The organism is Arthrobacter sp. zg-Y1219, assembly GCF_030125545.1.
GTDB lineage: Bacteria > Actinomycetota > Actinomycetes > Actinomycetales > Micrococcaceae > Arthrobacter_B.
In genome coordinates, this window is the sequence record NZ_JASKLY010000019.1 from 112,778 (window position 1) to 139,480 (window position 26,703).

Here is a 26,703-nt window from a genome sequence, read left to right on the forward strand (position 1 = left end):
TCAGACCATATCCGTGCGATTAGCGCACAATTTCGTAACCTAATTGAAGTCATTAGGGCTGGGGCCATGACCGGAACCGTGGGCTAGCATCACGGCTATGACGGATCAGCCTCCCCCGGGCGTGCCGGCCCTCGCCGGCGACCGCCGCCGGAGCCTCAGCGCCCTGGCGGCCGCCCTGCCGGCCAGTGCGGCGGCCCTTGTGGCATATTCGGCTCTTGTCCCGGTCCGGGTCACCCTGAATACCGTGGCGCTGACCGCCTTCGTGTTCTGGATCGCCTATTCAGCCGTCTGGCTTATCCTGACCCACCGGGTTTTCGCCGCGGCGGACGCTGCCACGCTGCACTCCTGGCTGCGGGCGACCGCGACCCGTACGGGCCGGCTGCCGACCGTCAACGTGCAGGCGTCAATCCTGGCGACTGTCGCCGTCGCCCTGGACCTCCTCCTTCCCGGGCTGATCACCAGCGTGCTGGCGAACGGGCTGACCGCTTTCGTGGTGCTCAGCGCCTGGCTGGTGACCGTCTCGACCTACGCCGTGCATTACGCGCGGCTGAACAGCACCGAGGACGCCTTCGACCTGCCCGGCCAGGCTTCGGGGGCGGTTTTCGCCGACTACTACTACCTTTCCGCGCAGATCGCCACGACGTTTTCCTCCTCTGACATCAACGTCCTGACCACCCGGGCCCGCAACGCCGTGACCGGCCAGGCCTACGTTGCCTTCGCCTACACCACGTTCATCCTTGCCCTGTTGATCGCGATTTTCTTCCCGTGATCCGGTACGACTGCAGGGCAGGGAGCAACAGCGCAGGTGTCGCCGCAAGACGCGGTGTTACGCGGACCGTGTTGCTTTGACCGATAAAGCCGCAGGTCAGGAGCGCCTACGATGGGCGGGACGTAATATTCGCTGCCCGGTTGACAGCAGACGGTGATAACTTCGCACCATGACTGCGATCCCCACATCGATTCCTGTTTTGGACCTGAGCACTGCCCGCAATGCCGACGGTTCCTTCAACGCCGAATTCATTGCCGCACTGCGTGACGCTACCCACCGGATCGGTTTCTTTCAGCTGGTCGGCTACGGCGCCGGCGAGGCAAAGGTGGACCAGCTGTTCGACGTCACCAAACGCTTTTTCGACCTGCCGCTGGAGACACGGCTGGAGCTGGACAACCGGAAGTCACCGCACTTCCGCGGCTACACCCGGCTGGGCACCGAGCTGACCCAGGGGCGCCCGGATGCCCGCGAGATGGTGGACTTCGGGCCGGAACGTGCCGCCGTGGAAAATTACCCGGCCGATCAGCCCTTCTGGCTGGTCCAGGGCCCCAATCTGTTCCCCGACGAGGTGCTGCCCGAGTTGCGGCAGACGTCGATGGAGTGGGCGGAACTGATGTCCGGGGTCGGCGCGGAGCTGCTCAGCGCCATCGCCGTCTCCCTCGAACTTCCCGAGGACCACTTCGCCGAGCCGTTCGAAGGCACCCCGGCCTGGATGGCCAAGCTCGCGCACTATGTGGGCGGTGAGGTTCAGGAACCCGGCAGCCACGGCGTGGGCTCGCACGCCGATTACGGCTTCGTGACCCTGCTGCTGCAGGATTCCGTGGGCGGGCTGGAGGTCCGCCCGCACGAGTCCGACACCTGGATTCCGGTGGAGCCGATCCCCGGAGCGCTAGTGGTCAACCTCGGAGAAATGCTCGAAGTCGCCACCCAGGGCTACCTCTCCGCCACCATCCACCGTGTGCAGGCACCGGCTCCCGGCGTGGACCGCTACGCCGTTCCGTTTTTCTGGTCCCCGCGCCTGGACGCGGTCATTGATCCGGTGCAGCTGCCCGAGCATCTGGCGGCGCAGTCACGCGGCATCTCCGATGACCCGCAGAACCCGATGCTGGCGTCCTACGGCTCCAATGTCCTTAAGGGCTGGCTGCGGGCCCATCCCCAGGTGGCCAAGCTGCATCATCCGGAGCTGCTTTCCTGATCGGGGCGGTCAGGAAGGCTGCGGCCGCGCGTGGGTTAGCGTCCAGTCCAGGGCATAGTCGGCAACGTCTTCCCATCCCGGCTCGGCGCACGTCCAATGGGCGCGGCCTTCAAACTCGTGGTACTCCGTGAGGGCCGGGGACTTGGCCCAGTGCTTGGCGTTGGACCTGTTGACCGAAGGGGGCATGATGTGGTCTTCGCTGCCCCCGATGAACAGCAGCGGCGCCCTGTCGACGGAGTAATCCACCCACGTCTCCTGGTGCCCGGGCTGGAAATTGGCAAGGAGTCCGTAGGCCCAGACCCAGTGCCCCGGAGCAGCGATGGCGTACCGCTCGTAGGCGGCGTCGGATTCCTCCCGGCTGAGGGTGTTCGTGAAGGCGTAGTGCCATTCCTCCGGGGTGAACCCGACGGCCTTGTGGAAGGTGGCGGGGTTCTTCAGGGCAGGGAAGAGGGAGCGGGCTTGGGACAGCGGGGTGACCCGGACGCCCTCGGTCGGGGCCGCGTTGATGGCCGCACCGGCGGCGCCCAGGCCGCGGGCCAGCAGGAGTTGCGTCAGAAGCCCGCCGAAGGAGTGGCCCATGATGATGGGCGGCTTGGGCAGCGACTCGACAATGCCCGCGAGGTGATCCACCGTTTCCGGGACGGTGAGGTCCGCGATGACGTCGGGGTTGTTCCGCAGCGCCTCGACCTCGATTTCGAAGCCCGGATAGGCTGGCGTGAGAACGGTGAAGCCCTGCGCCTCATAGTGGGCTTTCCACCCCTCCCAGCTGCGCGGTGTGACCCAGAGTCCGTGGACCAGCACGATGGTGTCCGGGGCGTTGCCGTCCGGGACGTTGCTATCCGGGGCGTGATCCGGGGCGTTGGAACTGTTCATGAGGGTGTTCCTCCCTTACGGCTTTTGCCGACCAGAGCGAGAGAAATGGAAGGCCTCAAAGGTCTCCGATGGTGGCCCTGCCAACATCCGCTGGCTGGGCAGGACAAGTGCGCTGACGACGGATTGAGCAAGTCGTGCCAACCAGCATCACGGCACCAGTCATGGCGCACAACGCGAGGTGCAAAAGCGGCTGGCGGAGATGGCAAACCGCCGGCTGCGTAGTCGCCCCGGGACGCCAGGTAACCCTCCCGCGACGGGCCGGACCTGCTCGCTTAACGCTCGAAGACCGTCGGCGGCTCATTGTGGTGGTCGAATCTCAAATTTCCTGCCTTCGGTCGCCGGCGGGTATTTTTCCGCGTTGATTTTCTTGAATCTGCGCAGGAGGAAGACAACCGCCAAAACAAATATGGTCGTTGCTGCGATGACGATAAGAAGCAGCATTCCTGGTTCCATGACGATCCTCTCATCGATAAGTCAACGGCATCCGATGATATGCGCGAATTGGGGCGATGCGCTGCAGTGTGGCGCTTGTCCGGGACGTTGGGGCAGACTGGTCGCGTGAGCGGAATCCCCTGGGTGCTTCATGTCGATCTCGACCAGTTCATCGCGGCGGTCGAAGTGCTCCGGCGCCCGGAGCTGGCGGGCAAGCCGATCATTGTCGGCGGCAGGGGCGACCCCACGGAGCGGGCCGTGGTGTCCACCGCTTCCTACGAAGCCCGGGCGTTCGGCGTGGGTTCCGGCATGCCCCTGCGCATCGCCGCCCGAAAAGTGCCCGACGCCGTGATCCTTCCCGTCGATGCCGAGGAATACCTCGCAGCGTCTGAAACGGTGATGGCAACCCTGCAAAGCCAGCCCGGCGCCGTCGTACAGGTGTTGGGGTGGGATGAAGCCTTTGTCGGCACCGAGACGGAGGATCCGGAAGCCTATGCCCGGCAGCTGCAGGCCGCCGTGTTCGAGCAGACGCGGCTGCACTGCAGCGTGGGCATCGGAGACACTCTTGTCCGGGCCAAAAACGCCACCGATTTCGGCAAGCCGGCCGGCGTTTTCCGCCTCACCGCCGGAAACTGGCTCGACGTCATGGGCGAGCGGCCCACCAGGGATCTGTGGGGCGTCGGAGCCAAGGTGTCGGGCCGGCTGGCCAAGCTCGGCATTACCACCGTCGCCGAACTGGCAGCGTCCGATCCCTCGAATCTGGTCCCGGAGTTCGGCCCGAAAATGGGGCCTTGGTACGCGGAGCTCGGGCGCGGGGACGGCGCCAGCGTTGTGGACGACACTCCGTGGGTTGCCCGCGGGCACAGCCGCGAGACCACCTTTCAGCGCGACCTCACCGAGCCGGACCAGGTGCACGACGCCGTGCGGGAACTGACGGCGCGCGTCCTGGAGGATGTCGTGGCTGAAGGACGGCCCGTGATCGGGCTGACCCTCAAGGTCCGGTACGCACCGTTCACGACGAAGACGCATGCGAGGAAGATTCCCGAGACCTTCGACCGGAACGAAATCCTCGCGCGGGCGCTGGACCTCGCGGGCGCGATCGAAGCCGGCCGCCCCATCCGGCTTCTGGGCCTGCGGGCCGAAATGGCGATGCCCGCTGACGCCCGCAAGGGACACACGCCGACGCGCGGCGGTTGGTGACGGCTTACGCCGCACGATTCCTGAACGACGCCTATTAAGTGACGGGCCGGCATCCTCGTTTGAATCCGGCAAACAATTCATTACCGCCTAACGCAGGATCGTTAGGCGGCACGGTTAGACTGCAACCCAGCCGGAATTCAAGGAGCAAAAGATGTCTAACCCGCTTGACCTCAGCAATGCCCAGTACTCCGAGGTGGAAAGTCCCCTGGTATTGGAGCCCCCAAAGCCCGTGGTCGAGGTGACGGTCCATAATCCGGAGAAGGTCGGCGGCATGATCCTGGTGGATTCCGAAGCGCAGCAGAAACACGCTGAGACCGCCAAAAGATTCCTTGGCGACCTGCTGGCCACCCCGCTGCAGAGCCCGGAGTTCCAGACGAAGTTGGCGCAGCTGACCCGGTTGGGCGAGGACACGATGCAGCAGGCAAGCACCGCATCCAACCGCATGCTGACCAGGCCCGCGGCTGCTCTCGCGGCGACCGGCGCTGATCCTGCGTCCCGCACCGGCAACACGCTGGTGGAACTGCGGCAGATCGTGACGGAGCTGGATCCAAAGCGCCATGACCTGACCGGAACGAAGCGTCTCCTGAGGTTCCTCCCCGGAGGCAGCGCCATCCAGCGCTATTTCCTGAAGTACGAGTCTGCGCAGGAACAGCTCAACGCCATCACCAAGGCACTCAAGGGTGGGCAGGACGACCTCCGGCAGGACAACGCTGCCATCCAGACGGAGCGTGACGCCCTGTGGGCGGCGATGGGTCAGCTTGCGAACTATGCCGTGCTCGCCAATCATCTGGGAAATGGGCTCGAGCAACGCATCATCGACCTCCGCGGCCAGGGCAAAATGGATGATGCCGCCACCCTGGAGGCTGATGCCCTCTTCTACGTCCGCCAGCGCCACCAGGACCTCATGACCCAGATGGCGGTCTCCATTCAGGGTTACCTGGCTCTTGATGTGATCAAGAAGAACAACTCAGAGCTGATCAAGGGCGTGGATCGGGCGCTCGGCACCACCTTGGCGGCATTGCGGGTCGCCGTGATCGTTGCGCAGGCGCTGGCACAGCAAAAGATTGTGCTGGCCCAGATCGATGCCCTCAATTCGACCACCGCGGACATGATCGTCTCGACTTCCGAACTGCTCCGTTCCCAGGGCGCTGCCATTCATCAGAACGCCGCCAGGAGCGCCATAGATCCCGCCAAGCTGCAACAGGCGTTCGACAACGTGTTCCAAGCCATGGATGAGGTTGACCGGTACAAGGCCGAAGCGGCCCAGTCGATGAAGCAGACGGTGCAGGTCCTTCAGGGGCAGGTCAGCCGTGCCAAGCTACAGCTGGAGCGGAGCCATTCCTCTGACGCTGCCACCGCTCATCCCCCGAGAGGATAACGATGTCACGTCTCACCGTGGGCAATGTCTTCAAGGTCGCAGTTGCCCTCTTCTTTTTTCCTTTCCTCCCTCTCTTGGTGCTCATGATCGGGGTGCGCAGGAAGAACAGGAAGGTGATCCTCGAGGGGGCCGCCTACATCGCCGTCTTCCTTGTTGCCATCTCGGCCGTGGGAGGCGACGGCGCCTTCGCCACCCTGTCGGCCTTTGCCGTCCTCGGGATCTGGCCCGTGTCAGCAATGCGGTCCTACATGCTTCGAGATCTGTGGCTGCATCGGAGGGTTCGGGGGCAGCAGCCTGAGGTTATTACCCAGCCGCATCCGCCGAGGACGCCCGCCTACCAGCCGACACCGGCAGCGGCATCGATCACTCCGCCAACGGCGGACCTGTCACCGGCGTTGGCGTGGGTAGCCTCGCTCGCCAAGCAGAACAAGAACCGGCTTCCCGCTGAGTCGTACGTCGCTGTCCTGGAAACCTGCCAGACGCTGGACGCGGTGATCGACGCGGAAGCGCGGCAGCCGCTGGCCGATGCCGCGTTTGAGTACGAGCTTGCAGCCATAGTGCGTGAGTACCTGCCGGCCGTGCTTCAGGGTTACCTGGCCATCCCGCCCGGCATGCTGGACAACCGGCAGCCGAACGGAAGAACACCCAACGAGGAATTGGTCGAGCAACTCCAGCTCCTCTCCGGACAAGCCGAGTCCCTGCACGCCAGCCGGCACCGCCATACTTCGGCGGAGCTGACCAGCACGGGCAACTTCCTGAGGGAACGGTTTGGGCACCATCAGCAAGGTGGCTTCGACTTCGGCGTCAAGTAAGCCCGATTCCCGGGAGATCAGCGGCACCGTCAGCCGGTGAAGGGACATCCGGCAACTCCGGGCTCGAAACCGTCGGCTGTTCGTTGACAGGATGCAGGGCGTTGGAGATCCTCGTGCTACCAGCTGCAGCACACGTGATCGAACCGAATCGGGTTCCCATGGATTACGACGAAAATGCAGAATTGAAACTGGATGTGGTGCGAATCTGGCGCCTTCGCCGGGATGGGGCGGTTGTTCACGTCGCCAGCCGCCAGCAACGCCTCATCACCGCGCTCGCCATCCGCGGACCGTGTCTGCGGAGCTACCTCATTGGACTGCTCTGGCCCGAGTGCCCGGAGTCGAAGGCCTTGGAAAGCCTGAGGGTCAGCATTCACGTGGCGTCCCGGCAGGTGCCCGGCTTGATCGTCAATGACGGCCGGCTGCTGTCCATCAGCACCCGTGTTGAGATCGACCTTCACCGGGTTCAGGCGGCCATTCGTGCGCTGCACGACGACCAACAGGATGCCAATGCCTCAGTGTATTTGCGCGAATTGCGGGATGCGGAGCTCCTGCCGGGCTGGTACGAGGATTGGGTGGTCTCCGCACAGGTTCGACTGACGCAAGACCGTCTCAGTGCTTTCCTTTTGTTTGCGGAACGCTCACTGGAGCGGGGCAATCCGCTACTCGCCGAAGCGGCCGCAGCAATGGCGGTGGAAATCGAACCCCTGCACGAAAACGCCGTGCGCCTGCTTCTCACCGCCCAGATGCAGCAGGGCAATCCTGCTGCGGCGCTTCGCGCCTACGAACGGTACCGGAAACAACTTGAATCCGATTTTGGCATTGGTCCGGCCGCATCCATCAAAGGGCTCATTACTGATTCGTTGACAGGCCACGGACTCAGGAGGACCGAGCATCTGCCCTCAAACGGCGCTCCCTGGCGGCAAGGCAGTCCAACCTCGCCAGTAACGCCCGCGTAACGGCCTGTGCGGAGTCTTTTCCTTACCGCGGATTTGCCCTCCACGAAGGAACCTACAATGAACTCTCCCGGCGATGACGGCCGGCTCCCCGTAATCTACGTCCGCGGGTTTGCCGGTACAGGTTCAGGCATTAACGATGCCGTAGATGACCCCTTCTACGGCTTCAGCCAGGGTTCCGTCCACGTCCGCGCTGACGGCAGCGGACACGCGAAGTTTCACCAGTTCGAATCCCCCATGCTGCGCTTGATCAGCGACCACAACTATGACGTTCCGGTCCACGGGGACCAGTGGACTTTTCTGAACAGCGCGGAGGCGGGAAGCCTAAACCCCGCTTCTGTGTGGATCCACCGCTTCTACGACGAGGCCGCCACCACTTTTGCTGACAACCCGGAGAACTTCAGCCTCGAGGAAGCTGCCGCGAGCCTGTTCACGCTGGTCAAACTGGTACGGGAGAAAACCGGGGCGCCCAAGGTGTTCCTGGTTGCACACTCCATGGGAGGACTCATCTGCCGCTGCATGCTGCAGCGCGTTATCCCGGAAAGCAGCGCCGACGACAGCGGCGGGATCGACCCCGCCGCAGGCACCGAATATGTAGCCCGGGTCTTTACCTACGCGACACCTCACGGCGGAATTAACTTCGCCTTGGGTTTCGGGCTGCTGGAACGCCTCCGCGATGCCACGGGCCTCCACGGGGCGGACATCTTCGGACCGGACCGGATGTATGACTACCTCACTCCGCACGCTCAAAGGGGCGAGCTGACACGGGAGGCATTCAAGGGAACCGTCATGCCGGCCGGCGGATTCCCCGCCGAAAACCTGTTTTGCCTGGTTGGGTCGAACCCTGAGGACTACGACGTCGCAATGGGGCTGTCGTCAAAAGCCGTGGGCGCCCGCAGCGACGGCCTGGTGCAAATTGACAACGCCGCAGTCCAGAACGCACCGCTGGCAGTGGTGCACCGGAGCCACAGCGGACGTTACGGCATCGTCAATTCGGAAGAGGGATACCAAAATCTGCAGCGGTTTCTCTTCGGCGATCTCAAGGTTGAGGTGGGACTCGTCGGTTTCACCGTCGGCAGGGCAGACCCGCCGGAAGTCGAGTTCCAGCTGGATGTTGGTCTGGCCATCCGGGGCCTTCCGGTGCTGGTCCACGAACAAAGCGCAGCTCACTTCTGCCCCGTCCAGATCGAGCATTGGAAGGAAGGTGACCCGATTGACTCACCGGTTCCTCTGCTCACGACCTTCCTTTCTTCAAATGCGCCGCGGCCCCTGGTCGACGGCAGGAAAGTCCCAACGCTTCGCCATGCACTCAAACTGCGGCTGATGTCCATCTGGGAACGAGAGGGACATTTTTTCTTCACCGACCACTTGGAACAAACGGAAGACTGGCAAGACACCCTGCTCATAGACATTGAGCCGCCCTCCCCCGGCCAAGCCCTGCCCCGTGCGTGGGCCGCCTGGAACAGCTCCATTCCCTCCACACTCAGGGACTGGAATCCCGGGGAGGAGGATTTCCTGACGGACACCGACCCCACCACAGCCCGGTGGAAAGGCCATGTGGACGTACCTGAATTCTTCAAAGACCTGCTGGGTCACGGCGCGGGGATCGATCTCACGGTCACACCCAGGTCCGTTTACTGACCGGATGGACAACAGCAGGTCCACAGCTCCGCGGCCTAATCAGGTTCAGATCAGGCGATCGTCCTCAGGCAGTCTCGTCGGAAACGCGGATGAGGATCTTGCCGGTGGTGCCGTGCTCCACGGCGTCGTGCGCGGCTGCGGTCTCTTCGAGGGGGAACCAGGTGAGGGGAAGCCCGGCGGACTCCCCCACGGGCAGGGCGCCGTCCCGCAGCGCGGCAGTGATGTCTTCAGCGGCCGCACGGTGCGCCTCCGCTCCCACCGTGTAAACAAGCACGCCCTGCCAGCGGACGTTCTTCGCGAAGCTCGCGATGATCGGCACCGTGAAGTCGTCGCCGTTGTTGTTCGCGTAGTAGGCGATGCTGCCGTGATTGGCGATCACGGCGACGTCGAGTGCCGCGTTCTGCGCCGGAGCCACCTCGACGATCTGGTCGACGCCGTCCGGGGCGATCTCGCGGATGCGGTCGGCGAGCGCGTCGTCGGGATAGCGGACCACATGGTGCGCCCCGGCGGCGCGGGCGAGCTTCTCCTTCGCATCGCTGCTGACCGTCGCGATGACGGTGGCGCCCGCCCAGACGGCGAACTGGATGGCGGCGTGCCCGACGGCGCCCGCGCCGCCCTGAACGAGGACCATGCGTCCGACAAGTGCGTCGGGGGCAAGCCGGGACGGCCCGAACTCATGAACGGTCAGGGCGCGGTGCGCGGTCATCGCGGGAACGCCGAGGCTGGCGGCGACGTCAAAACCGATGCCTTCCGGAAGCGGCACCGCCCGGTCGGCGGGGAGAACCGCGAACTCCTGGGCGGTCCCGGTGGGGCGGCCGTGAGCCGCGAGGTACACCCAGACCCGGTCGCCCACCTGCGGGCCGGTGACGCCGTCGCCCACCGCGTCGACCACTCCGGCACCGTCCTGGTTCGGCACCATCTCGGGAAAGGGCACGCGGCTGGCGCGCGCCTTCCAATCGGTGGGGTTCACGCCCGAGGCGACGATGCGGACCCGCACTTCGCCCGGACCGGGAGCAGCGGCCTCGCGGTCGACGAGATTGAGGACGGAGGAATCGCCAGCGGCGGAGTACACGATTGCTTTCATGAGGACTAGAAGAAGCAGGCTCCGCGTTCTATTCCCGAGGACGTGAACCGGATCACGGAATTGGCGCACCCCGCCTGCACGTCACCGAGCTGCGCGCAGATCATCCCGTCCGGGATCAGCAACGTGATCTAGGCGGCCTGCGGGCGTCCCAGCACGGCCACCAGGAAGTCGGAGTCCGGAGCGAACGGGCGAAGGTCCCAGGTGGAGAATTTCTGCTGGCATTCCAGACCGGCGGCGGACGCGTCTTCCAGGAACTGTCCGAAGTCGTAGCCGCGGCCGGCGCCGAACCCCGTAACCAGACGGCCGCCGTCGGCCAGATGCTTCCGCAGCCGGGTCAGGACTTCCTGATGGGTTCCGGGAGCGACGAACGTCAGCACGTTGCCCGCGCAGACAATCGCGTCGAACGGCTCGGCAATGCCGGCCGCCGGCAGGTCCAGCTCAGCGAGGTCCGCCACCAGCCAGGGCACGTCGGGAAAGTCCTGCTGGGCGGCGTCGATGAGTTCGGGATCAATGTCGACGCCGACGACGTCGTGCCCGCGGGCAGCCAGCTCGCCGCCCACCCGGCCCGGGCCGCAGCCGGCGTCGAGGATCCGGGCGCCGCGGGGAACCAGCGCGTCGATCAGCCGGGCCTCGCCGTGCAGGTCAGCGCCCTGCTCCCGCATTTGCTGAAACCGGGCGATGTACCAGGCGGAGTGGCCGGGGGAGGAACGTTTTTTGGCTTCCCAGAGGGTTTCTTTGCGCATTCCTCCAGCGTACTTCGGTGCCGGGGATCGGCTCGAGCCGCCGTTCACCGCTAGTTCGACTCGCGCAGCCGCTTCACCTCGCGGGCCACCTTGTCCTCCCGTATCCGGAAGGGGAACTTGCGGTAAAGCGCCAGCCCCCACACGATGGCCGCCGCACCCAATCCCAGAATTGGCCAGACGGGCCAGAAATAGCCGTCCGGCGTCGTCGCCCACCAGATAAACAGCATTCCCGCCATGGCTAACGCCCACACCACAAGTACGGCTTTGTAGACGGTGCGGGCAATGACAATGGCGCGGGCGCGCTGTTCTATGTCGGAATTTTGATCCATCACGTTCTCCTGTGCTTGAGAAGCGTCATAAAGGCCACATCATGCACCAGCAGACGCGCTTCCGCCGCCGTAATTCGGCATTAATATTCCTCGTACCGCAAGGCTTCCGGCACCGGCCTACTTGCTTGGTGTGCGGGCACCAGCTCCCTGCCGTCCAACGCCCCCTGCCGCGAAAAAAGTCGGTGCAGGTGGGTCACAAAGCGTTGGGCGTGGCGCAGGATGGGGGTATCAAACCGAGGCCGCCGGCGCGTGGGCCGCGGACCGCAGAGAGGAAGGCAGAGTTCCATGGCAGATCTGGGTGGCATGGCAGACAAGGCGAAGGACGCGGCAAAGGACAACCCGGAGAAGGTTGACCAAGCCAAAGACAAGGCAAAGGACGCCGTCGACGGGAACAAAGACGACGACCAGAAGTAGAAACCGGCTGAACCGAGCTGGGCCACCCCCGCGGGGATGGCCCAGCTTTTTAACGCCGGCGGCTCTATGCCCCGCGCTTTGACGCTGGCCTGTGGCCCGTGCCAAAGTCAATGCGTGAACCTGTCAGACAGCCGAATAGCGGGACACCGTGACCGCCGTCGAAGCAGGAAATGCTGAAGAGGCCCGAAACTCGTACCCGAACCTGGGCTGCCCACCGGCGAGCAGCCACTGAACTCTTCAGCCCGCGGCCTCGCAAAGCTGAGCAAGTAAAGGACCACTCATGACACAGCAGCAGGCCCTCTCCGAGCGTGCGATCCCGGCGCGTTCCTCCGCCTCCGAGGCCAGCCTTCACCGCGAGGACGAGGGCTACCACAAGGGCCTCAAACCCCGGCAGGTCCAGATGATTGCGATCGGCGGCGCCATCGGCACCGGGCTCTTCATGGGTGCCGGCGGCCGGCTGGCCACGGCGGGCCCGGCGCTCGTCCTCAGTTACGCCGTCTGCGGTTTTTTTGCCTTCATGATTCTCCGGGCCCTCGGCGAACTGATCATGCACCGGCCCTCCTCCGGATCCTTCGTTTCCTATGCGCGCGAGTTCTTCGGCGAGAAGGCAGCCTTCGTCACAGGCTGGATGTACTGGCTGAACTGGGCCATGACCGCGATCGTCGACATCACCGCCGTCGCGCTGTACATGAACTTCTTCCGGAAGTACTGGCCGCCGATCGCTGACGTGCCGCAGTGGATCTGGGCCCTGGCCGCCCTCCTTCTGGTCCTGGGCCTGAACCTCATCAGCGTAAAGGTGTTCGGGGAGCTCGAGTTCTGGTTCGCGCTGATCAAGGTGGTGGCCCTGGTTACCTTCCTGATCGTGGGCATCTGCTTCGTCATCTTCGGCACCCCGGTGGACGGCCAGGAGGTCGGTTTCAGCCTCATCTCCGGCAACGGCGGCATGTTCCCCAACGGCTTGCTGCCCGCCGTCGTCGTCATGCAGGGCGTTGTCTTCGCCTACGCCTCGATCGAGCTCATCGGCACCGCCGCGGGCGAGACCGAGCATCCGGAAAAGATCATGCCCCGGGCCATCAACACCGTGATCGTGCGCATTGCCGTGTTCTACGTCGGCACGCTCGTCCTGCTCTCGCTGCTGCTGCCGTACAGCTCCTACAAGGCAGGCGAAAGCCCGTTCGTCACGTTCTTCGGCTCCATCGGGGTGGGCGGCGTGGACGCCATCATGAACCTGGTGGTCCTGACCGCCGCCCTGTCCTCGCTCAATGCCGGCCTGTATTCCACCGGCCGCACCATGCGCTCCATGTCATTGGCCGGCTCCGCGCCGAAGTTCGCCGGGCGGATGAACAAGGCGGGCGTCCCGTACGGCGGCATCGCGCTGACCGCGGCCGTTGCCCTGCTCGGCGTCGTCCTCAACGCCGTCGTTCCTGCCCAGGCCTTCGAGATTGTCCTGAACGTCGCGTCGCTGGGGATCATCAGCACCTGGGCCATGATCGTCCTCTGCCAGATGGAGCTGACGCGGCGGGCCAAGCGCGGCGAACTGGCGCGTCCGTCCTTCCGGATGCCCGGCGCTCCGGTCAGCGGCTGGATCACGCTCGCGTTCCTTCTCGCCGTGCTGATCCTCATGGCCTTCGACTCGCCCGTGGGCACCTGGACCATCGCCTCCCTGGTGATCATCATCCCAGCGCTGATGCTCGGCTGGCGGCTCTGCCGTGACCGCGTCCTGGAGCTCGCAGCGGTGCGCGACGGCGACACCGGCGCCTTCCCGAAGTCCCGGCCGTCTGAAACCAGGCATTTGATCAGGTAGCCTGACGGCACTATTCTTCCCGCAGAACTATTTCCCTCTCAAAAGAACGGTTTGGTGTCAAGATGCACGGCGAAACGCGGCGAACGCGAGGTGTTGCCGCGTCAGGCCCGGTTCTGCGCGCGGCCCGAAAGGCCGGCGTGGTCCTGGGACGGATTCTGTTATACGTCCTGATCTGGGCCGGCCTTGCCCTGCTCATCGCCGCCGCGGGCATCCAATTCTATTGGGGCGAGATCTCCGTGAGCCAGATGATGCTCAACCTCGTTTCCGTGGAAACGGAAGGCGGAGGTGGATCCGTTGTCTGGGCGGGCATCCTGGGCATCGGTGTTGCTCCTGTGGTCATCACCGCCCTGATTGCCCTGTGGCAGTTCTTCCGACGCCGCAAGCGCCGGAAGAACCGCGGGGAGCCCCGCCGTCCGCAGTGGATTCGGCGCACCATCTCCGCCGTCTTGGTGTCCGCGCTGGTCATCGGCGGCGTTACCGCCTTTTCCACCACGGTTGGGGTGGCGGATTACATCAAGGCGGCCAACTCCGACTATGACCTCGCCGACTACTACGTGGAGCCGACCGTCACCGACGGCGAGCACAAGCGCAACCTGGTGGTCATCTATCTGGAGTCCGGTGAGGCAACGCTGGGGGACGACCAACTCTTCGAAAAGGACGCGTTCGCCCCCCTCAAGGAAGCCACTCCGGCCTCGGAGGGCTGGCAGAGCACGGAGGGGCTCCAGCAGTTTCAGGGCGGAGGCTGGACCATGGCCGGCGTCGTCTCCACACAGTGCGGCGTACCGCTGAAGGGCACCGGACCGGAGCCGAACGACGGTTCCGGCGAGGTAGGTGTAGGCGTCAGCACTTATCTGGGCGGGGCCACCTGCCTCGGCGATGTTCTGGCCGACCACGGCTACACCAGCGTCTTCCTGGGCGGCGCCAATTCCGCCTTCGCGGCTAAGGACATCTTCCTGAGAGGCCACGGCTACTCCGAGCAGAAGGGCCTCGCCGACTGGCGCTCCGCCGGTGAACCGGAGGAGAGTTTCCGCAGCGACTGGGGCCTGAGCGACGAACGACTGATGGCCCATGCCAAGGATAAGATCGACCTGCTGCACGCCGAGGCGGAGAAGACGGGCCAGCCGTTCAACCTCTCCCTGCTGACGCTGGACACCCATAAGCCGGCGCACGTCTTCGACTACTGCAACGTGGATACGCAGAACACTGACATCTCGGTGTTCTCCTGCTCCATGGCCCAGGTGGCCGGATTCGTGAACCACATGAAGGAAAAGGGGTACCTCGACGACACCGCCGTGGTGATCATGGGTGATCACCTCAAACAGCTGAGTGCCGGGGACGCTTTCCACGAGCAGTTGGACGGCCACACCAGCCGCTCCATCTTCAATCGGATCTGGGTTCCCGGCCGCGACAAGAACAGCACTCTGCGCTCCGGCCTGGACCAACTGAACATGTACCCCACGCTTCTGGAAGCCGCCGGCCTCACCCTGGAGGATCACGAGGCGGGGCTGGGCGTGTCCGCCTTCGCCGAGAGGGTTCCGGGAAGTTCGGCGCAGGCAATGGATCCCAATGACTATTTGGAACTGCTGAACTCGCATTCCCCCAAGTTCTATACGAAGGCCTGGGCGGGTGAGGACGTCCGGTAGCGCCCCCTCCCCTCCCCTCCCCGGCAGCTCAACTCCGCGCAAATTCGAGCACATGGCTACTCTGGGGGAATGGCAACAGTAATCCTCGTGCGGCACGGCCGCACCACAGCGAACGCCTCCGGCGTGCTGGCCGGCCGGACCCCCGGCGTCGACCTCGACCAGGTGGGCCGCGACCAGGCCGCGGCGACCGGCGACCGGCTCGCCGTCGTGCCCGTGGTCGGCGTGGTGTCCAGCCCGCTGGAGCGCTGCCGGCAGACCGCCCGGTTCATCCTGGACCGCCAGTCCGGCAGCCCGCATGCGCCGGTCGATGACGATCTCACCGAGTGCGGCTACGGCTCCTGGCAGGGCCGCACGCTCGAGGAGCTCGCGAAGGAGAAGCTGTGGGCCACGGTGCAGTCGCAGCCCTCCGCCGTCACCTTTCCCGGCGGCGAGTCCATGGCCGCGATGCAGGCCCGGTCGGTGGCGGCGATCCGGCGCCACGATGCCGCGTTTGAAGCCGAGCACGGGCCGGGGGCGGTGTGGGTGGCGGTGAGCCACGGGGACATCATCAAGTCGGTCCTCGCCGACGCGCTCGGCATGCATCTGGACCTGTTCCAGCGCCTCAGCGTGGGCCCGGCGTCCGTGTCGATCGTGCGCTACGGTCCCGGACGCCCCACCGTCCACGCGACCAACACGGACGCCGGGGACCTGTCCTGGCTGGCGGCCAGCACTGCGTCGGAGGATGCCCCGGTCGGCGGTGGCGCAGGGCACGCGGCGCCACGGGCCGGATGAGCCTAAAGTAGTCCTATGCCTACAACCGTTCACGAGTTCGCCTGGCCTGACCGCGTCGTCGTCGGCACCGTCGGCATCCCGGGCCAGCGCACGTTCTACCTGCAGGTGCAAACGGGGAAGCAGATCGTCAGTATCTCCCTGGAGAAGCAGCAGGCGGCCCAGCTCGCCGAGAAAATGGACGAGATCCTCGACCAGCTCATCACCATCGACGGCAACCCCTTCCACGTTCCCGCGAGCACGCCCATCGAACTCGTGGACAATGACGATCTTGAGCCGGTTCAGGAACAGTTCCGCGCCGGCGTGATGAGCCTGGGCTGGGACCCGACGACGGCGCAGATCGTCATCGAGGCCTACCCCCTCGAGGAGGTGGATCCGGACGACGACGGCTTCCTCGCGGACGACGACGACGCTGATCCCTCCGAAGTGCTGCGGGTGCGGATGCCGGTCGGCACCGCCCGGGCCTTCACGAAGCGCACGCGCGAGGTCGTGGGCGCCGGGCGTCCGATCTGCGTGATCTGCGGCCAGCCGATCGACGCCGACGGGCACACCTGCACCTTCCCCGAGAACTGATGCCGGCGCCCGACCTGGTGGCCGCCGAGCTGACGCTCACCGGCCGGATCACGACGGCGTCCAACGCCACCTTCCTGGGCAGCATCGGCGGTGCCGCCGTCGTCTACAAACCGATCGCGGGCGAGCAGCCGCTGTGGGACTTTCCCGACGGGTGCCTGGCGCACCGCGAGGTGGCCGCCTACCTGGTGTCGGAGGCTCTCGGCTGGAACATCGTGCCGCGCACCTGGCTGCGGGACGGTCCGTTCGGTGAAGGCATGGTGCAGCTCTGGCAGGAAACGGACCCGGCACAGACCGCGGTGGACCTGGTGGCGGCGGACGACGCTCCGGACACCGGGTGGAAAGAAGTTCTCCAGGGTCAGGACGACAGCGGCCGGATAGTTTCCCTGATTCACGAGAACACTCCGGTGCTGCGGCGGATGGCGGTGTTCGACGTCCTGGTCAACAATGCCGACCGCAAGGGCGACCACATCCTGGCCATGGGCGACGGGCACCGGTACGGCGTGGACCACGGGCTCACCTTCCACAGCGAGCACAAGCTGCGGACCGTGCTGTGGGGTTGGATCGGCGATGACCTAAGCGCCGAGGAACTCGCCGGCATCGACCGTGTTCTCGACGGGCTGGAGGGTGAGCTGGGCCGGAACCTGGCGAAGCTGCTTACCGCCGAGGAAATAGTCTCGCTCGCCGAGCGCTGCGCCCGGCTGCGCTCGGCCGGGCAGTTTCCGGCTCCCAGCGGTGACATGCCCGCGGTGCCCTGGCCGCTGTTCTAGAGAGTTGCGACTGCATGCTTCCTCATGGCCTTCGACTCGCCCTTGGGCACCTGGACCTGAGGCTCCCTGGCGGTCTTCATTCCCGCGCTGATGCTCGGCCGGCGGCTCTGCCGGGACCGCGTCCTGGAACTCGCCGCAGTGCGCGACGGCGACGCCGGCCTTTAGCGTCTCCCTGATGTTTCCGGCGGGGCATCCATTCCCCCGTTCAATCGGGTAATCTCACTGCACGCTTAATCCACCGACCAGCTCCGCGTTGCAAGCCCGTTTCTCAGGATGAGAGCCATCCCTGCGGAAGGAACAACATGACGGATGTCAGTGAGCACCCTGCCAAGCGAACCAGTGCCGTGCCTCGTCTTTCCGACTCCCAATGGGAAAAACTCCTCGCCCTGGCCGCACCAACGGACGTGCTGGCCGGCGACTATGTCTTTCGCGCGGGGGATTTGAACTATCCAATGATCCTCGTGGAATCGGGCGCCCTTGAAATGGTGCGTGACCCGTTGTGGTGGGATGAAGAAACCGTTCTCAGCACTCTGGGGCCGCGCTCGTTCGCCGGCGAGCTCGGGCTGCTCAACGGACAGTCCGCGCTCCTGTCGGCGCGGGTGAAGGAGTCCGGGCGCATCCGGCGGCTGGCCCGCGAGGACCTGCGGCTGGTCATGAATCAGGACGACGATCTTGGCGGGATTGTTCTGCATGCTCTGTGGGAACGCCGCGAAGCGCTTCGGCGAGGCCCCGCAGCCATGACGCTCAAGTTCATTGGGACGGAAGCGTCGAGTGGCTTGCTGGCTCTTCGGCGCTTCGCTGAACGTCTTGATTTGATTCATACCGTCTTCGTCGTCCCGCCTGACGGCATGGGTGCCCTCGACGGCCACGGCATCGCAGCCGATGATCTGCCGGCAGCGCTGATCCAGGGCAAGCTCATACGGCGTGCGACGCCGGGAACCATCGCCGAGCGCCTCGGGCTGAGTTACCAGCTCCACCATGAGGGGGCCACGGACCTGCTGGTGGTTGGCGGCGGACCTGCCGGGCTCGCGGCGGCCATCTATGCAGCCTCCGAAGGGCTGAGCACGGTGGTGCTCGACGCCGTCGCGCCGGGAGGGCAAGCGGCGTCGACCTCTCGAATCGAGAACTTCCTTGGTTTTCCCTTCGGAGTTGCCGGTGGAGATCTCATCCGCCAAGCGACCTTGCAGGCGATTAAGTTCGGGGTAAGAGTCTGTGCACCCTGCGAAGCGGTGGCTCTTGAGACTGCGGATGAAGGCCTTCAGATCACGCTGGCCGACGGGGCCACCCTGCAGGCACGCACGGCGTTGATTACGTCGGGGGCCGCCTATCGAAGCCTGGGCGTGGAGGGGTGGGAGGACTTTGAGGGGTACGGCATCTACTACGCCGCCACCAGCCTTGAGGCGCGCCAGGTGGCGGGGCGCCCGGTGGTTGTCGTTGGCGGGGCCAACTCAGCCGGCCAGGCCGCGCTCTATCTCGCCTCCCATGGATGCGCGGTTCATCTGGTGGTCCGGGGGCTGGAGGTTGGGGCGCGGATGTCCTCCTACCTCGTGGACCGTCTGCGGCAGGATTCCCGCATCCATATCCATACCGCGTCGAACATCATTGGTCTGGAAGGAGACTCCGGCCTGGATTCGGTCCGCATCGACACCGCCGGGCCGGTCGATGCCCGCGGGCTGTTCTGCTTCATCGGAGCCGACCCTGCCAGTGCCTGGCTGCCCGCCCTCGACCGAGACAATGCCGGGTTCATCCGCACCGGAACAGACATTGCGGTGCAGTCCCTGGAACAGTGGCAGCCGCTGGGCCGCGAACCCATGCCCTTTGAAACCTCGGCCCCACGCGTTTTTGCTGCCGGCGATGTCCGGCACGGCTCCATGAAGCGCGTTGCGGCAGCGGTCGGCGAAGGGTCAAGCGCCGTCGCGTCCGTTCACCAAGCGCTCAGCGACCCTGCCAGTCCCCTCGCCCGCCCGCCGCGCTCCTTCACCGGCTAAAGCGGCCAACCGCGCCCTGGAACGCGCGGCCCGCGCTAGGTTCCTGATGCGGGCAGGGAACGAGCGTGGCCATTGCTGTGTCGATCATCCAGCGTGCCAGGCCCGCGTTCAGACTGCCGGTCACGGGGTCTTCCCAGACGGGGTCCCCTCCGATGAAGCACGCACCTCGAACCGGGTTTCCTCCGTGGGCTCCTGCGGGCCCACAACACCGATTTCCAGATCGCCTGCCTTTCCCGGGTCGGGCCGCAGGCTCAGGACTTCCCGTGCCGAGGAAAGCCGGATCCCAATCCACCGGGGGCCGTCTACCAGCCACGACGCATCCAGGATTTTCTCCCGCGGGATTCCAGAATCGTCGCTATCCGGCAGACGAGGGGGCTCGTCAACGGGCCCGTAGCGGGTGAGCGGTGGTGCCTCGAAAGCCAGTTGCCCCTCCTCCGCTAGGCGGATCGGAACCAGCCCTGCCGCGCATTCCTGGATGAGTGTCCCGCCGGGCCGTGGTGATCCGCCGGCGTTCAGCCAGGCCTGGGCCGACCCCAGCGTTGGATGCCCGGCGAAAGGCAGTTCTTCCTTCGCGGTGAAGATCCTCACCCGGTAGTCGGCCTCCGGACTGCTTGGGGCGAGGAGAAACGTCGTCTCCGACAGGTTCGTCCAGTTGGCGAACTGCTGCATCTCCTCGGCACTCAGGCCGTCGGCATCGTGGACAACCGCCAAGGCATTGCCCCGATAGGGCTCAGAGGAGAAGACATCAACTTCGCTGTAGGGACGGACTTTCATGGCGCCACTTTAGTACGTGTCGTCCGGATAGTTGGGGCGCCGCGTTTCCTCGCCGTACGGGGTGGACAGCCGGGTCTGAGTGGTGTCGGCGGGGTCTTCCTGCTCCGCCTCGAAATCGTAGTACTGGCTGGAAACGCCGTACTGGGGGTCATATTTTGACCGCACCAATACGTGGTCCTTCGGGTGCTTGAGGCAGCCGGTCCGAACATCAAACCCCACTGCGTGGTACGGATCGATGGCGGAGGGTTCCGCATACTCGTAGTCGGCGGAGAATCTGAGGTCGCCCTTCTCGTATAAAAAGGACTGGTAGTCGGCTGAGCTGTCCTTCGTGACGAGAGTCCAGCCTTGGGATTTAACGTAGCTTTCCATGGTGTCCATGGCCTGCTCGGAGGATGCGGCGTCCGGGTAGTGTCCGCTTGCGTAGGTTCTGACCTCGGTCACCCGGTTCCAGTCATCGTTCTTGATGGGATCGAAGCAGGTGCCCTCCCTGGCGCTTTTCACCCTGATCGGCGAGGCGTACCCCAGGTCCTCCGCGAGCATCTCGTTCACGAACGGCTCGGTGTCAGCCAGGGACTCGGCGGGAGGGCGGACCGGATCCTCGTATTTGGCGTACGCGCATGAGCTCAGGCTCGCCACCAGAACAATCGACGCGGCGGCTAGGCAGGCAATGGGTTGAAGCTTCAGCATTGCGTAAAGTCCTTCCGATGCTGGCTAGTTGAGCGCAATGCTAGTCGATGCGGCGGACCTGGCAGCGCGTCGTCGTCGTCGGCAAATGGCAGAAGGACCAGAACCAGGAACAGGCCCACCAAGCCCGGCATGGTGTGAACTGTAAGCACACAGCCACTGACGGCATCGCGTCCGCTCACACAGAAAGAGAAACCCACCCCACCATGGCCACCCGCATCCTGATCACCACCGATTACCTCCACCCGGGAGATGCCGTTGACGAGCTCCTGCGCGAACACGATCTGGCGCCGGTTTACTCTCCGTTCCGGGGGTCGCGGACTCTGGAAGAACGTCTGTCGTTATTCGACGGCATATCCGGCGCGATCCTCGCCAGCGAGCCGGTCACCACCGATATGCTCGCCAGTGCCACCTCTCTGCAAGTCATCGCCCGCAGCGGTGTGGGCTATGACTCCATCGACATCCCGGCGGCCACCGCACACGGCATCACGGTATGCAACGCCCCCGGCACCAACCACCACTCAGTAGCCGAACTGACCATCGGGCTCATCATCATGACCGCACGCCACCTCGCGGATGTCTCCACCGCCGTCCGCCAAGGCCGCTGGCCCCGCGAAGCCGGCCATGAACTGCGCGGATCCACCCTGGGCATTATCGGTTTCGGTCCCAGCGGACGCGCCACCGCCAGTCTGGGTGTCGCTCTGGGCATGAACGTCCTGGTCAGCACCGCTTACCCCGATCGCGAGAACACCGCTGTCCGCTTCGTTGATTTCGACACCGTTCTGCGCGACGCTGACTACGTCTCCCTGCACACCCGCGTACACCACGGCACCGGCACGCTCATCAGTGCGCCCCGGCTCCAAATGATGAAACCCACAGCAGTGCTCATCAACACGGCGCGCGGCTCACTCGTCGATGAGCAGGCCCTGGCCCAAGCACTGCTCGACGGGACGATTGCCGGCGCCGCGCTGGATGTGCTCGAGAGCGAACCCCTACCCAGCGACAGCCCCCTTCAGGAACTGGACAACGTGCTCATCACATCCCACCTCGCCGGACAAACAGTTCAGGCCCGGGCACGCGCCGGACTTGCAGCTGCACAGGCCGTCATCGACGTCCTCGAAAACCGCGAACCCGCTCACCCGGTCGACCATTAACCTCAATTGCCTGATCATTCAGCAGCGCCTCTCGGCCGTTGCGGAGCCGCCGGCCGTGCCCGGCCTCCATGACAGTGGCCGGCAACTTCCGCTCCGGGGCCGGCGAGGGCGCCGCCGACCCTGACCTGCGCGGGGTCTCCGGCCTAGGATGCTCATCAGGCCCCGGTGAAAGGTTTGAAGACATGACCAGTAACAGCCCGTTCACGATTGTGGTTGGCGTTGACGGCTCCGAGGACTCCCAGTCAGCACTGGACTGGGCAGTGGACGAGGCCCGGCACCGCAACGGCCAGCTCCGCCTCATCACCGCCTGGGCCAAACAGCCAATGGCGTGGTACCCGGCGGTGCTCGAAACGGCGGCAGGCGGAATTGCCGTTGTGGAGTCCCCAGAAGAAGACGCAGGGGCGCTCCAAGCCAAGGCGTTGAAGTCCGTTGCAGAAACGGGCGTGGCCGCCAGCGGGACGCTTATTCACAGTCATTCACCGGCGTCGGCGATACTGGACGCGGCCCAAGAGGCCGATCTTGTGGTCGTCGGCTCACGAGGTCACGGCGGGTTTTCCGGGCTGCGCCTCGGGTCGGTTTCGCACCAGGTCGTCAACCACGCTGCTGTGCCAGTCCTGGTCGTCCCCTCAAAGCCCCGCGCACGCGACCGTGGGCAGGCAGCCTCACCGTAGGGGTTGAGTTGCAGTGGAACTGAAGGCCCATGCGGAGGTCATCCCGGCCGGGATCTGCAACGTCGTTGCGGCTCCCTGGTTCGGGGTCAATGTCGACGCTGACGACGTCGTGCCCGCGAGCGGCCAGCTCGCCGCCCACCCGGCCCGGGCCGCAGCCGGCGTCGAGAATGCGCGCGCCTCGGGGCACCAAGGCATCGATCAGCCGGGCTTCGCCGTGCAGGACAGAAGGGCAAACCGCGAAGGGCCTCGCTGATCGGCGAGGCCCTTCGGGGGTTGTTTTCATGCGGGTCGGGACCTAGAGGTCCCGGCGGGTCCGGTTCACAACCTTGGACCGCACAGTAGCCACCAGCACGATGAACAGCAGAGCGTAGAGCACCAGAGGGATCGGCCCGGTCACGAACACGGAGTAGTCACCGTTGGAGGACAGCAGCGCGTCGCGCATGCTCGTTTCCGCCAACGGACCCAGCACCACACCAATCATCAACGGGGCCAGGGGCATCCCGTGACGGCGCATGATGAAGCCGACCAGACCGAGCCCGAGCAGCATCAGCAGATCGAAGACCGCCCCGGAGGTGGCGTAGACGCCCAGCCCGCAGAAGACGGTAATCCCGGCGTACAGGTAGGGGGCCGGGATGAGGAGCAGCTTGGCCCAAAGCCCGGCGAAGGGCAGGTTAATGACGAGCAGCACCACCATCGCGATGAAGAAGCTCGCCAGCAGTGCCCAGACCAGGTCGGGGGATCGATCGAACAGCAGGGGGCCCGGCTGCAGGCCGTACTGCTGGAACGCCGCGAGCATGATCGCGGCCGTGGCCGAGACCGGCAGGCCCAGGGCCAGAAGCGCTCCCATGGCGGTGCCGGTGGTGGCGTTGCCGGCGGCTTCGGGAGCCGCCAGGCCGCGGATCGCACCCTTACCGAACTTCGGGTTCTTGCGGCGGCGGTCGATGCGCCGTTCCACGTCGTAGGAGATAAACGTCGGAATCTCGGATCCGCCGGCGGGGATGACGCCGAACGGCAAGCCGATCGCGGTGCCTCGGGCCCAGGCCGGGGCAGCCTCTTTGAGCTCGGCGCGGGAGAGGAAGGGACGGCCTGCGGAGCTGATTTGCTTGCCTGCCGGATCCCGGCGGATCCGGGAGGCGATATGGAACACTTCGCCCAGCGCCAGAATGGCCACGGTCACGGTAATCAGGGAAATGCCGTCGAACATCTCGGGCGCACCGAAACTGAAACGTTCGGCACCCGAGAACGGGTCGATACCCACGGTGGCGATCCCCAGACCGATCACGAGGGCCGCGAGGCCCTTCACCGCTGAGTCTGAGACCACGGAGGATGTGGCAACGAAAGCGAATAGGGCCAGCGCAAAGAATTCAGCCGGACCGAAATTGGCTGAGAAATCAGCTAAGGCCGGGGCGAGGAACACGACGAGAACGGAGGCCACCATGCCGCCGATAAACGCGCCGATCGCTGCGGTTGCCAGGGCCTGTGGGGCCCTGCCGTCCTTGGCCATTTTGTGCCCCTCGAACGTGGACGCGATGGCCGAAGCCTGGCCCGGGGTGTTCATGAGGATCGCCATGGTGGAGTCGCCGAACATGCCGCCGAAATACACTCCGGCGAACATGATGAAAGCGGCAGTGGGGTCGAGGGCAAAAGTTACCGGCAGCAGCAAAGCCACCGCCATCGAAGAGCCCAGTCCCGGCAGCACACCGACGGCGGTGCCCAACAGGCAGCCGACGAGCACCCACAGCAGGTTCATCGGTGTCAGGGCTGAGGAGAAGCCTTCCATCAACAGGTTGATTGAATCCATGCTAGAAACCTCCTCCAAGGATGCCGGACGGGAGGCTGAGTCCCAGACCGATTGAGAATGCCAGATAGACTGCGCTGCTGATCAGCAGGGCAAGTGAGATGTCGAAGATGGGGCGGCGGCTGCCGAAGCCCTTCGCTACAAACCAGAACATCAGGGCGGCGGCGATGATCCAGCCCAGTGTTTCCAAGGTCAGGGCGAAGAGCAGGAAGCCTCCTGCGGTCCAGAGGACTGCTGACCAGTCCGTGAAGGTGCGGTAACGCCGGGAGGAAGTCTCCGTGGGGTGTTCCGGGGAACGCACGTAGTGCAGCGCCAGCAGAGCAGCCAAGACGTAACCGGCGACCATCAGGATGCCGGGGAAAAACTTCGGACCGGGAAAGTCCGTGCTCTCACCCACGTCCATCGTGAGGATTCCGACCAGCAGGTAAGTGCTGAAGGCCACCATAACGAGCGAGAGGAGCAGCCCGCTGCGACCGTCCCACCAGGAGGTGCGGACGGGAGGTTGTCCGTCCGCAATGCCGGTCTTTTCGATCGGCTGCTCCGCCGCATCTGCGGACGAGGGCACTGGAGTGCTCATCAGCCGATCTCCTTCACTAGTTCACCGATGCGCTGCTGCTCCGAGGTCATGAACTCGTCGAACTCGTCCCCGGTGAGGTACACATCGGCCCATTTGTTGCGCTCCACGGCGTCCTGCCACTCGGGGGTCGCGATGGTTTCCTCGATCAGGGTCCGCAGCTCCGCGAATTCCTCGTCCGTGATGCCCGGAGGTGCCACGAGGGCCCGCCAGTTGGCGAGATCCACGTCATAGCCCTGCTCGGTCAAGGTGGGGATGTCGACGCCGTCGAGCCGCTGCGGGGCAGCCAGCCCGAGGGCGCGCAGGCGCCCCGACTTGATCTGGTCCTCAACATCCTTGTACCCCGATGTGGCAGCTTTGGCGGTATCCGTGATGAGTGCCTGAGCCGCCTCTCCTCCGCCGGATTTGGGAATGTACGTGGTGTCGGAGGGATCCACTCCGGCAGCCAGAGCAAGTTCGGTCATGACCAATTGGTCAAAGGTGCCGCCGCCGGTCCAAGCAATCGCCGCCGGGTCAGCCTTCCAGGCCTGCACGAGGTCGTCGAGAGTCTTGTACGGGGAGCTGGCCGGAACCACAACGACGTCGTATTCCTCCACCAGACGGGCGATGGGGCGCACGTCGTCGTGCGTCACCGCCGAGTCCAGCTGCGCCACTCCGGCGACCAGCCCGGCGCCCGTGACCATGAGGTTGTTAGCCTGCCCGGACATGGTGGAGAGCTTGCCGAGGCCAATAGTGCCGGCAGCCCCGGGGATGTTGACTACCTGCGTGTTATTCACCAAACCGTTGGCACGCATGGCCTGTTGCTGCTCGCGCATGAACGTATCCCAGCCCCCGCCGGCGCCGGCCGGAGCAATTAGGGTGAGATTTGCACGAATGTCTGAACCGCCGGAAGCGGACTGGATGGAAAAGAAGCTGGCCAAACCGATCGTGGCGACAGCCACGATGCCATAGGCGGCCAAAAAGATCGGATGCTTGCGGCGTGTGCCGGACCCGGCTCGATCTGGTGAAGAACTCACGAAATCAACTGTCCTTAGTGGGGGGAGAAGGGACATAAAAGCTGGTCAGTACTCAACGGTGTATTAACCACCCAAAGAGCCTAGGTGATCCGCATCATATTGACGGGATCGGCCTGGCTGCCGCTCTTAATAAACTGCACGTGTTTTTGCTTTTTCTGCTCAGTGCGGAGAACCTGAAGAACAAATTCGCCCGCAGGATGAACTTTCCATCGTTCTTCTTCACCCCACCCACCTTGGAGACTTCATGACCGTCATCGTTGCTCGCACCAGCACTCCCGAGGGTGAGGCCGCACTTACCGCCTCCATTGAAGAAGCCCGGCGCCGCCAGGAAGACCTGGTCGTTTTCAATCTGGAAGGCACCCAGCTCGACCCGGAAGGCGCCGAGCTCCAGGGCGTGCCCGTCACCTACCGTTTGCCGGATCCCCGCAACCGCGACGCCGTGGGGGACTTCCTCGACACTGCTGAGGAATTCGATGCTTCCGCTGTGGTGATCGGCGTCAAGCACCGCAGCCCGGTGGGTAAGTTCCTGCTCGGCAGCGCGGCGCAGCAGATCCTGCTCGAAGCCAACGCCCCGGTGATCTCGGTCAAGGCCCGGCGCCTCTAAGCCCCGAAAGAGGGCGGCACAGGGGCGGCCCTTCGAAGCGGCAATTTCCCCGATACCCTGAT

27 protein-coding genes and 1 pseudogene are annotated in these 26,703 nt (G+C 64.9%); 17 read left to right on the forward strand and 11 right to left on the reverse strand.

Annotated elements, in window-relative coordinates:
• The first annotated feature begins 97 nt into the window (after positions 1-97).
• Positions 98-769 (forward strand): DUF1345 domain-containing protein, encoded by a 672-nt coding sequence (locus QNO00_RS14865; protein WP_284025056.1) that lies wholly within the window; start codon positions 98-100, stop codon positions 767-769.
• Positions 770-938: 169 nt separating this feature from the next.
• Entirely contained in the window at positions 939-1,964 is a 1,026-nt protein-coding gene (locus tag QNO00_RS14870; RefSeq protein ID WP_229967823.1) for an isopenicillin N synthase family dioxygenase, read from the forward strand.
• Between the two features lie 9 nt (positions 1,965-1,973).
• On the opposite strand, the gene QNO00_RS14875 is transcribed toward QNO00_RS14870, so the two are convergent.
• Positions 1,974-2,837 (reverse strand): alpha/beta hydrolase, encoded by an 864-nt coding sequence (locus QNO00_RS14875; RefSeq protein ID WP_229967821.1) that lies wholly within the window; start codon positions 2,835-2,837, stop codon positions 1,974-1,976.
• Between the two features lie 297 nt (positions 2,838-3,134).
• Positions 3,135-3,290: a hypothetical protein gene (locus QNO00_RS14880; RefSeq protein WP_284025057.1), complete on the reverse strand. Its 156-nt coding sequence runs from the start codon at positions 3,288-3,290 to the stop codon at positions 3,135-3,137.
• Positions 3,291-3,395: 105 nt separating this feature from the next.
• Here QNO00_RS14880 and QNO00_RS14885 point away from each other — a divergent pair, with 105 nt between their 5' ends.
• The 5 genes from QNO00_RS14885 to QNO00_RS14905 all read left to right on the forward strand — a co-directional run bounded on the left by QNO00_RS14885 (position 3,396) and on the right by QNO00_RS14905 (position 9,253).
• Positions 3,396-4,469, forward strand: a complete 1,074-nt coding sequence (locus QNO00_RS14885; RefSeq protein ID WP_502863411.1) for a DNA polymerase IV — start codon at positions 3,396-3,398, stop codon at positions 4,467-4,469.
• 151 nt (positions 4,470-4,620) lie between these two features.
• A complete protein-coding gene (locus tag QNO00_RS14890) occupies positions 4,621-5,847 on the forward strand; it encodes a toxic anion resistance protein (RefSeq protein ID WP_284025058.1) in 1,227 nt (408 codons plus the stop codon).
• A gap of 2 nt (positions 5,848-5,849) precedes the next feature.
• Positions 5,850-6,659 carry a hypothetical protein gene (locus QNO00_RS14895; RefSeq protein ID WP_284025059.1) on the forward strand — a complete coding sequence of 270 codons (810 nt, stop codon included), beginning with the start codon at positions 5,850-5,852 and terminating at the stop codon, positions 6,657-6,659.
• A 101-nt stretch (positions 6,660-6,760) separates the two neighbouring features.
• Positions 6,761-7,615: an AfsR/SARP family transcriptional regulator gene (locus tag QNO00_RS14900; protein ID WP_284025060.1), complete on the forward strand. Its 855-nt coding sequence runs from the start codon at positions 6,761-6,763 to the stop codon at positions 7,613-7,615.
• Positions 7,616-7,672: 57 nt separating this feature from the next.
• Positions 7,673-9,253, forward strand: a complete 1,581-nt coding sequence (locus tag QNO00_RS14905) for an esterase/lipase family protein (RefSeq protein WP_284025061.1) — start codon at positions 7,673-7,675, stop codon at positions 9,251-9,253.
• A 64-nt stretch (positions 9,254-9,317) separates the two neighbouring features.
• Here QNO00_RS14905 and QNO00_RS14910 read toward each other — a convergent pair whose 3' ends face one another.
• The 3 genes from QNO00_RS14910 to QNO00_RS14920 all read right to left on the reverse strand — a co-directional run bounded on the left by QNO00_RS14910 (position 9,318) and on the right by QNO00_RS14920 (position 11,409).
• A complete protein-coding gene (locus QNO00_RS14910; protein ID WP_284025062.1) occupies positions 9,318-10,337 on the reverse strand; it encodes an NADPH:quinone reductase in 1,020 nt (339 codons plus the stop codon).
• 128 nt (positions 10,338-10,465) lie between these two features.
• Positions 10,466-11,080: a class I SAM-dependent methyltransferase gene (locus QNO00_RS14915; protein ID WP_229967806.1), complete on the reverse strand. Its 615-nt coding sequence runs from the start codon at positions 11,078-11,080 to the stop codon at positions 10,466-10,468.
• A 50-nt stretch (positions 11,081-11,130) separates the two neighbouring features.
• Entirely contained in the window at positions 11,131-11,409 is a 279-nt protein-coding gene (locus QNO00_RS14920) for a hypothetical protein (RefSeq protein ID WP_284025063.1), read from the reverse strand.
• A 285-nt stretch (positions 11,410-11,694) separates the two neighbouring features.
• Between QNO00_RS14920 and QNO00_RS14925 the strand changes: the two genes are divergently transcribed.
• From QNO00_RS14925 to QNO00_RS14955, 7 genes are all read left to right on the forward strand, one after another.
• The gene (locus QNO00_RS14925; protein ID WP_269439247.1) at positions 11,695-11,823 is read left to right on the forward strand and encodes a hypothetical protein; all 129 of its coding nucleotides are present in this window, start codon (positions 11,695-11,697) and stop codon (positions 11,821-11,823) included.
• Positions 11,824-12,103: 280 nt separating this feature from the next.
• Complete coding sequence (locus QNO00_RS14930) at positions 12,104-13,627, forward strand: amino acid permease (protein ID WP_284025064.1); 1,524 nt, start codon at positions 12,104-12,106, stop codon at positions 13,625-13,627.
• Between the two features lie 62 nt (positions 13,628-13,689).
• Positions 13,690-15,270, forward strand: coding sequence for a sulfatase-like hydrolase/transferase (locus tag QNO00_RS14935; protein WP_284025065.1), 1,581 nt, complete (start codon positions 13,690-13,692; stop codon positions 15,268-15,270).
• A gap of 69 nt (positions 15,271-15,339) precedes the next feature.
• On the forward strand, positions 15,340-16,041 hold the full coding sequence (locus tag QNO00_RS14940; RefSeq protein WP_229967799.1) for a histidine phosphatase family protein: 702 nt from the start codon (positions 15,340-15,342) through the stop codon (positions 16,039-16,041).
• Positions 16,042-16,056: 15 nt separating this feature from the next.
• The gene (locus tag QNO00_RS14945) at positions 16,057-16,611 is read left to right on the forward strand and encodes a DUF3090 domain-containing protein (protein WP_284025066.1); all 555 of its coding nucleotides are present in this window, start codon (positions 16,057-16,059) and stop codon (positions 16,609-16,611) included.
• Positions 16,611-17,378 (forward strand): SCO1664 family protein, encoded by a 768-nt coding sequence (locus QNO00_RS14950; RefSeq protein ID WP_284025067.1) that lies wholly within the window; start codon positions 16,611-16,613, stop codon positions 17,376-17,378. Before QNO00_RS14945 ends, QNO00_RS14950 begins: the two co-directional genes overlap by 1 nt.
• Positions 17,379-17,680: 302 nt before the next feature.
• A complete protein-coding gene (locus tag QNO00_RS14955) occupies positions 17,681-19,366 on the forward strand; it encodes an FAD-dependent oxidoreductase (RefSeq protein WP_284025068.1) in 1,686 nt (561 codons plus the stop codon).
• A 120-nt stretch (positions 19,367-19,486) separates the two neighbouring features.
• Here QNO00_RS14955 and QNO00_RS14960 read toward each other — a convergent pair whose 3' ends face one another.
• Positions 19,487-20,140: a PhzF family phenazine biosynthesis protein gene (locus QNO00_RS14960; protein WP_284025069.1), complete on the reverse strand. Its 654-nt coding sequence runs from the start codon at positions 20,138-20,140 to the stop codon at positions 19,487-19,489.
• A gap of 9 nt (positions 20,141-20,149) precedes the next feature.
• The gene (locus QNO00_RS14965; protein ID WP_229967791.1) at positions 20,150-20,827 is read right to left on the reverse strand and encodes a hypothetical protein; all 678 of its coding nucleotides are present in this window, start codon (positions 20,825-20,827) and stop codon (positions 20,150-20,152) included.
• Positions 20,828-20,874: 47 nt separating this feature from the next.
• Between QNO00_RS14965 and QNO00_RS14970 the strand changes: the two genes are divergently transcribed.
• Both QNO00_RS14970 and QNO00_RS14975 read left to right on the forward strand, forming a co-directional pair.
• Complete coding sequence (locus QNO00_RS14970) at positions 20,875-21,978, forward strand: phosphoglycerate dehydrogenase (RefSeq protein ID WP_284025070.1); 1,104 nt, start codon at positions 20,875-20,877, stop codon at positions 21,976-21,978.
• 182 nt (positions 21,979-22,160) lie between these two features.
• Positions 22,161-22,649 carry a universal stress protein gene (locus QNO00_RS14975; protein ID WP_284025071.1) on the forward strand — a complete coding sequence of 163 codons (489 nt, stop codon included), beginning with the start codon at positions 22,161-22,163 and terminating at the stop codon, positions 22,647-22,649.
• Between the two features lie 82 nt (positions 22,650-22,731).
• Here the strand turns inward: QNO00_RS14975 and QNO00_RS14980 are convergent.
• The 4 genes and pseudogenes from QNO00_RS14980 to QNO00_RS14995 form a co-directional block, all read right to left on the reverse strand.
• Positions 22,732-22,932: pseudogene (locus tag QNO00_RS14980) on the reverse strand (class I SAM-dependent methyltransferase); the annotation flags it as partial.
• Positions 22,933-22,944: 12 nt separating this feature from the next.
• Positions 22,945-24,450 (reverse strand): tripartite tricarboxylate transporter permease, encoded by a 1,506-nt coding sequence (locus QNO00_RS14985; RefSeq protein ID WP_284025072.1) that lies wholly within the window; start codon positions 24,448-24,450, stop codon positions 22,945-22,947.
• 1 nt (position 24,451) lies between these two features.
• Positions 24,452-25,024 carry a tripartite tricarboxylate transporter TctB family protein gene (locus QNO00_RS14990; protein WP_229967783.1) on the reverse strand — a complete coding sequence of 191 codons (573 nt, stop codon included), beginning with the start codon at positions 25,022-25,024 and terminating at the stop codon, positions 24,452-24,454.
• Positions 25,024-25,836 carry a tripartite tricarboxylate transporter substrate binding protein gene (locus tag QNO00_RS14995; RefSeq protein WP_349643496.1) on the reverse strand — a complete coding sequence of 271 codons (813 nt, stop codon included), beginning with the start codon at positions 25,834-25,836 and terminating at the stop codon, positions 25,024-25,026. Before QNO00_RS14995 ends, QNO00_RS14990 begins: the two co-directional genes overlap by 1 nt.
• Positions 25,837-26,281: 445 nt before the next feature.
• Here QNO00_RS14995 and QNO00_RS15000 point away from each other — a divergent pair, with 445 nt between their 5' ends.
• Entirely contained in the window at positions 26,282-26,641 is a 360-nt protein-coding gene (locus tag QNO00_RS15000) for a universal stress protein (RefSeq protein WP_284025073.1), read from the forward strand.
• The last annotated feature ends 62 nt before the right edge of the window (positions 26,642-26,703 follow it).

Bases quoted from the DNA above. Each gene is read 5' to 3' on its own strand.
- QNO00_RS14960 (WP_284025069.1), bottom strand. From the start codon at position 20,140: ATGAAAGTCCGTCCCTACAGCGAAGTTGATGTCTTCTCCTCTGAGCCC.
- QNO00_RS14920 (WP_284025063.1), bottom strand. From the start codon at position 11,409: ATGGATCAAAATTCCGACATAGAACAGCGCGCCCGCGCCATTGTCATT.
- QNO00_RS14865 (WP_284025056.1), top strand. From the start codon at position 98: ATGACGGATCAGCCTCCCCCGGGCGTGCCGGCCCTCGCCGGCGACCGC.
- QNO00_RS14880 (WP_284025057.1), bottom strand. From the start codon at position 3,290: ATGGAACCAGGAATGCTGCTTCTTATCGTCATCGCAGCAACGACCATA.
- QNO00_RS14995 (WP_349643496.1), bottom strand. From the start codon at position 25,836: ATGCGCGAGCAGCAACAGGCCATGCGTGCCAACGGTTTGGTGAATAAC.
- QNO00_RS14930 (WP_284025064.1), top strand. From the start codon at position 12,104: ATGACACAGCAGCAGGCCCTCTCCGAGCGTGCGATCCCGGCGCGTTCC.
- QNO00_RS14925 (WP_269439247.1), top strand. From the start codon at position 11,695: ATGGCAGATCTGGGTGGCATGGCAGACAAGGCGAAGGACGCGGCAAAG.
- QNO00_RS14955 (WP_284025068.1), top strand. From the start codon at position 17,681: ATGACGGATGTCAGTGAGCACCCTGCCAAGCGAACCAGTGCCGTGCCT.
- QNO00_RS15000 (WP_284025073.1), top strand. From the start codon at position 26,282: ATGACCGTCATCGTTGCTCGCACCAGCACTCCCGAGGGTGAGGCCGCA.
- QNO00_RS14990 (WP_229967783.1), bottom strand. From the start codon at position 25,024: ATGAGCACTCCAGTGCCCTCGTCCGCAGATGCGGCGGAGCAGCCGATC.
- QNO00_RS14950 (WP_284025067.1), top strand. From the start codon at position 16,611: ATGCCGGCGCCCGACCTGGTGGCCGCCGAGCTGACGCTCACCGGCCGG.
- QNO00_RS14890 (WP_284025058.1), top strand. From the start codon at position 4,621: ATGTCTAACCCGCTTGACCTCAGCAATGCCCAGTACTCCGAGGTGGAA.
- QNO00_RS14870 (WP_229967823.1), top strand. From the start codon at position 939: ATGACTGCGATCCCCACATCGATTCCTGTTTTGGACCTGAGCACTGCC.
- QNO00_RS14935 (WP_284025065.1), top strand. From the start codon at position 13,690: ATGCACGGCGAAACGCGGCGAACGCGAGGTGTTGCCGCGTCAGGCCCG.
- QNO00_RS14910 (WP_284025062.1), bottom strand. From the start codon at position 10,337: ATGAAAGCAATCGTGTACTCCGCCGCTGGCGATTCCTCCGTCCTCAAT.
- QNO00_RS14905 (WP_284025061.1), top strand. From the start codon at position 7,673: ATGAACTCTCCCGGCGATGACGGCCGGCTCCCCGTAATCTACGTCCGC.
- QNO00_RS14945 (WP_284025066.1), top strand. From the start codon at position 16,057: ATGCCTACAACCGTTCACGAGTTCGCCTGGCCTGACCGCGTCGTCGTC.
- QNO00_RS14985 (WP_284025072.1), bottom strand. From the start codon at position 24,450: ATGGATTCAATCAACCTGTTGATGGAAGGCTTCTCCTCAGCCCTGACA.
- QNO00_RS14970 (WP_284025070.1), top strand. From the start codon at position 20,875: ATGCGGCGGACCTGGCAGCGCGTCGTCGTCGTCGGCAAATGGCAGAAG.
- QNO00_RS14895 (WP_284025059.1), top strand. From the start codon at position 5,850: ATGTCACGTCTCACCGTGGGCAATGTCTTCAAGGTCGCAGTTGCCCTC.
- QNO00_RS14940 (WP_229967799.1), top strand. From the start codon at position 15,340: ATGGCAACAGTAATCCTCGTGCGGCACGGCCGCACCACAGCGAACGCC.
- QNO00_RS14965 (WP_229967791.1), bottom strand. From the start codon at position 20,827: ATGCTGAAGCTTCAACCCATTGCCTGCCTAGCCGCCGCGTCGATTGTT.
- QNO00_RS14875 (WP_229967821.1), bottom strand. From the start codon at position 2,837: ATGAACAGTTCCAACGCCCCGGATCACGCCCCGGATAGCAACGTCCCG.
- QNO00_RS14915 (WP_229967806.1), bottom strand. From the start codon at position 11,080: ATGCGCAAAGAAACCCTCTGGGAAGCCAAAAAACGTTCCTCCCCCGGC.
- QNO00_RS14975 (WP_284025071.1), top strand. From the start codon at position 22,161: ATGACCAGTAACAGCCCGTTCACGATTGTGGTTGGCGTTGACGGCTCC.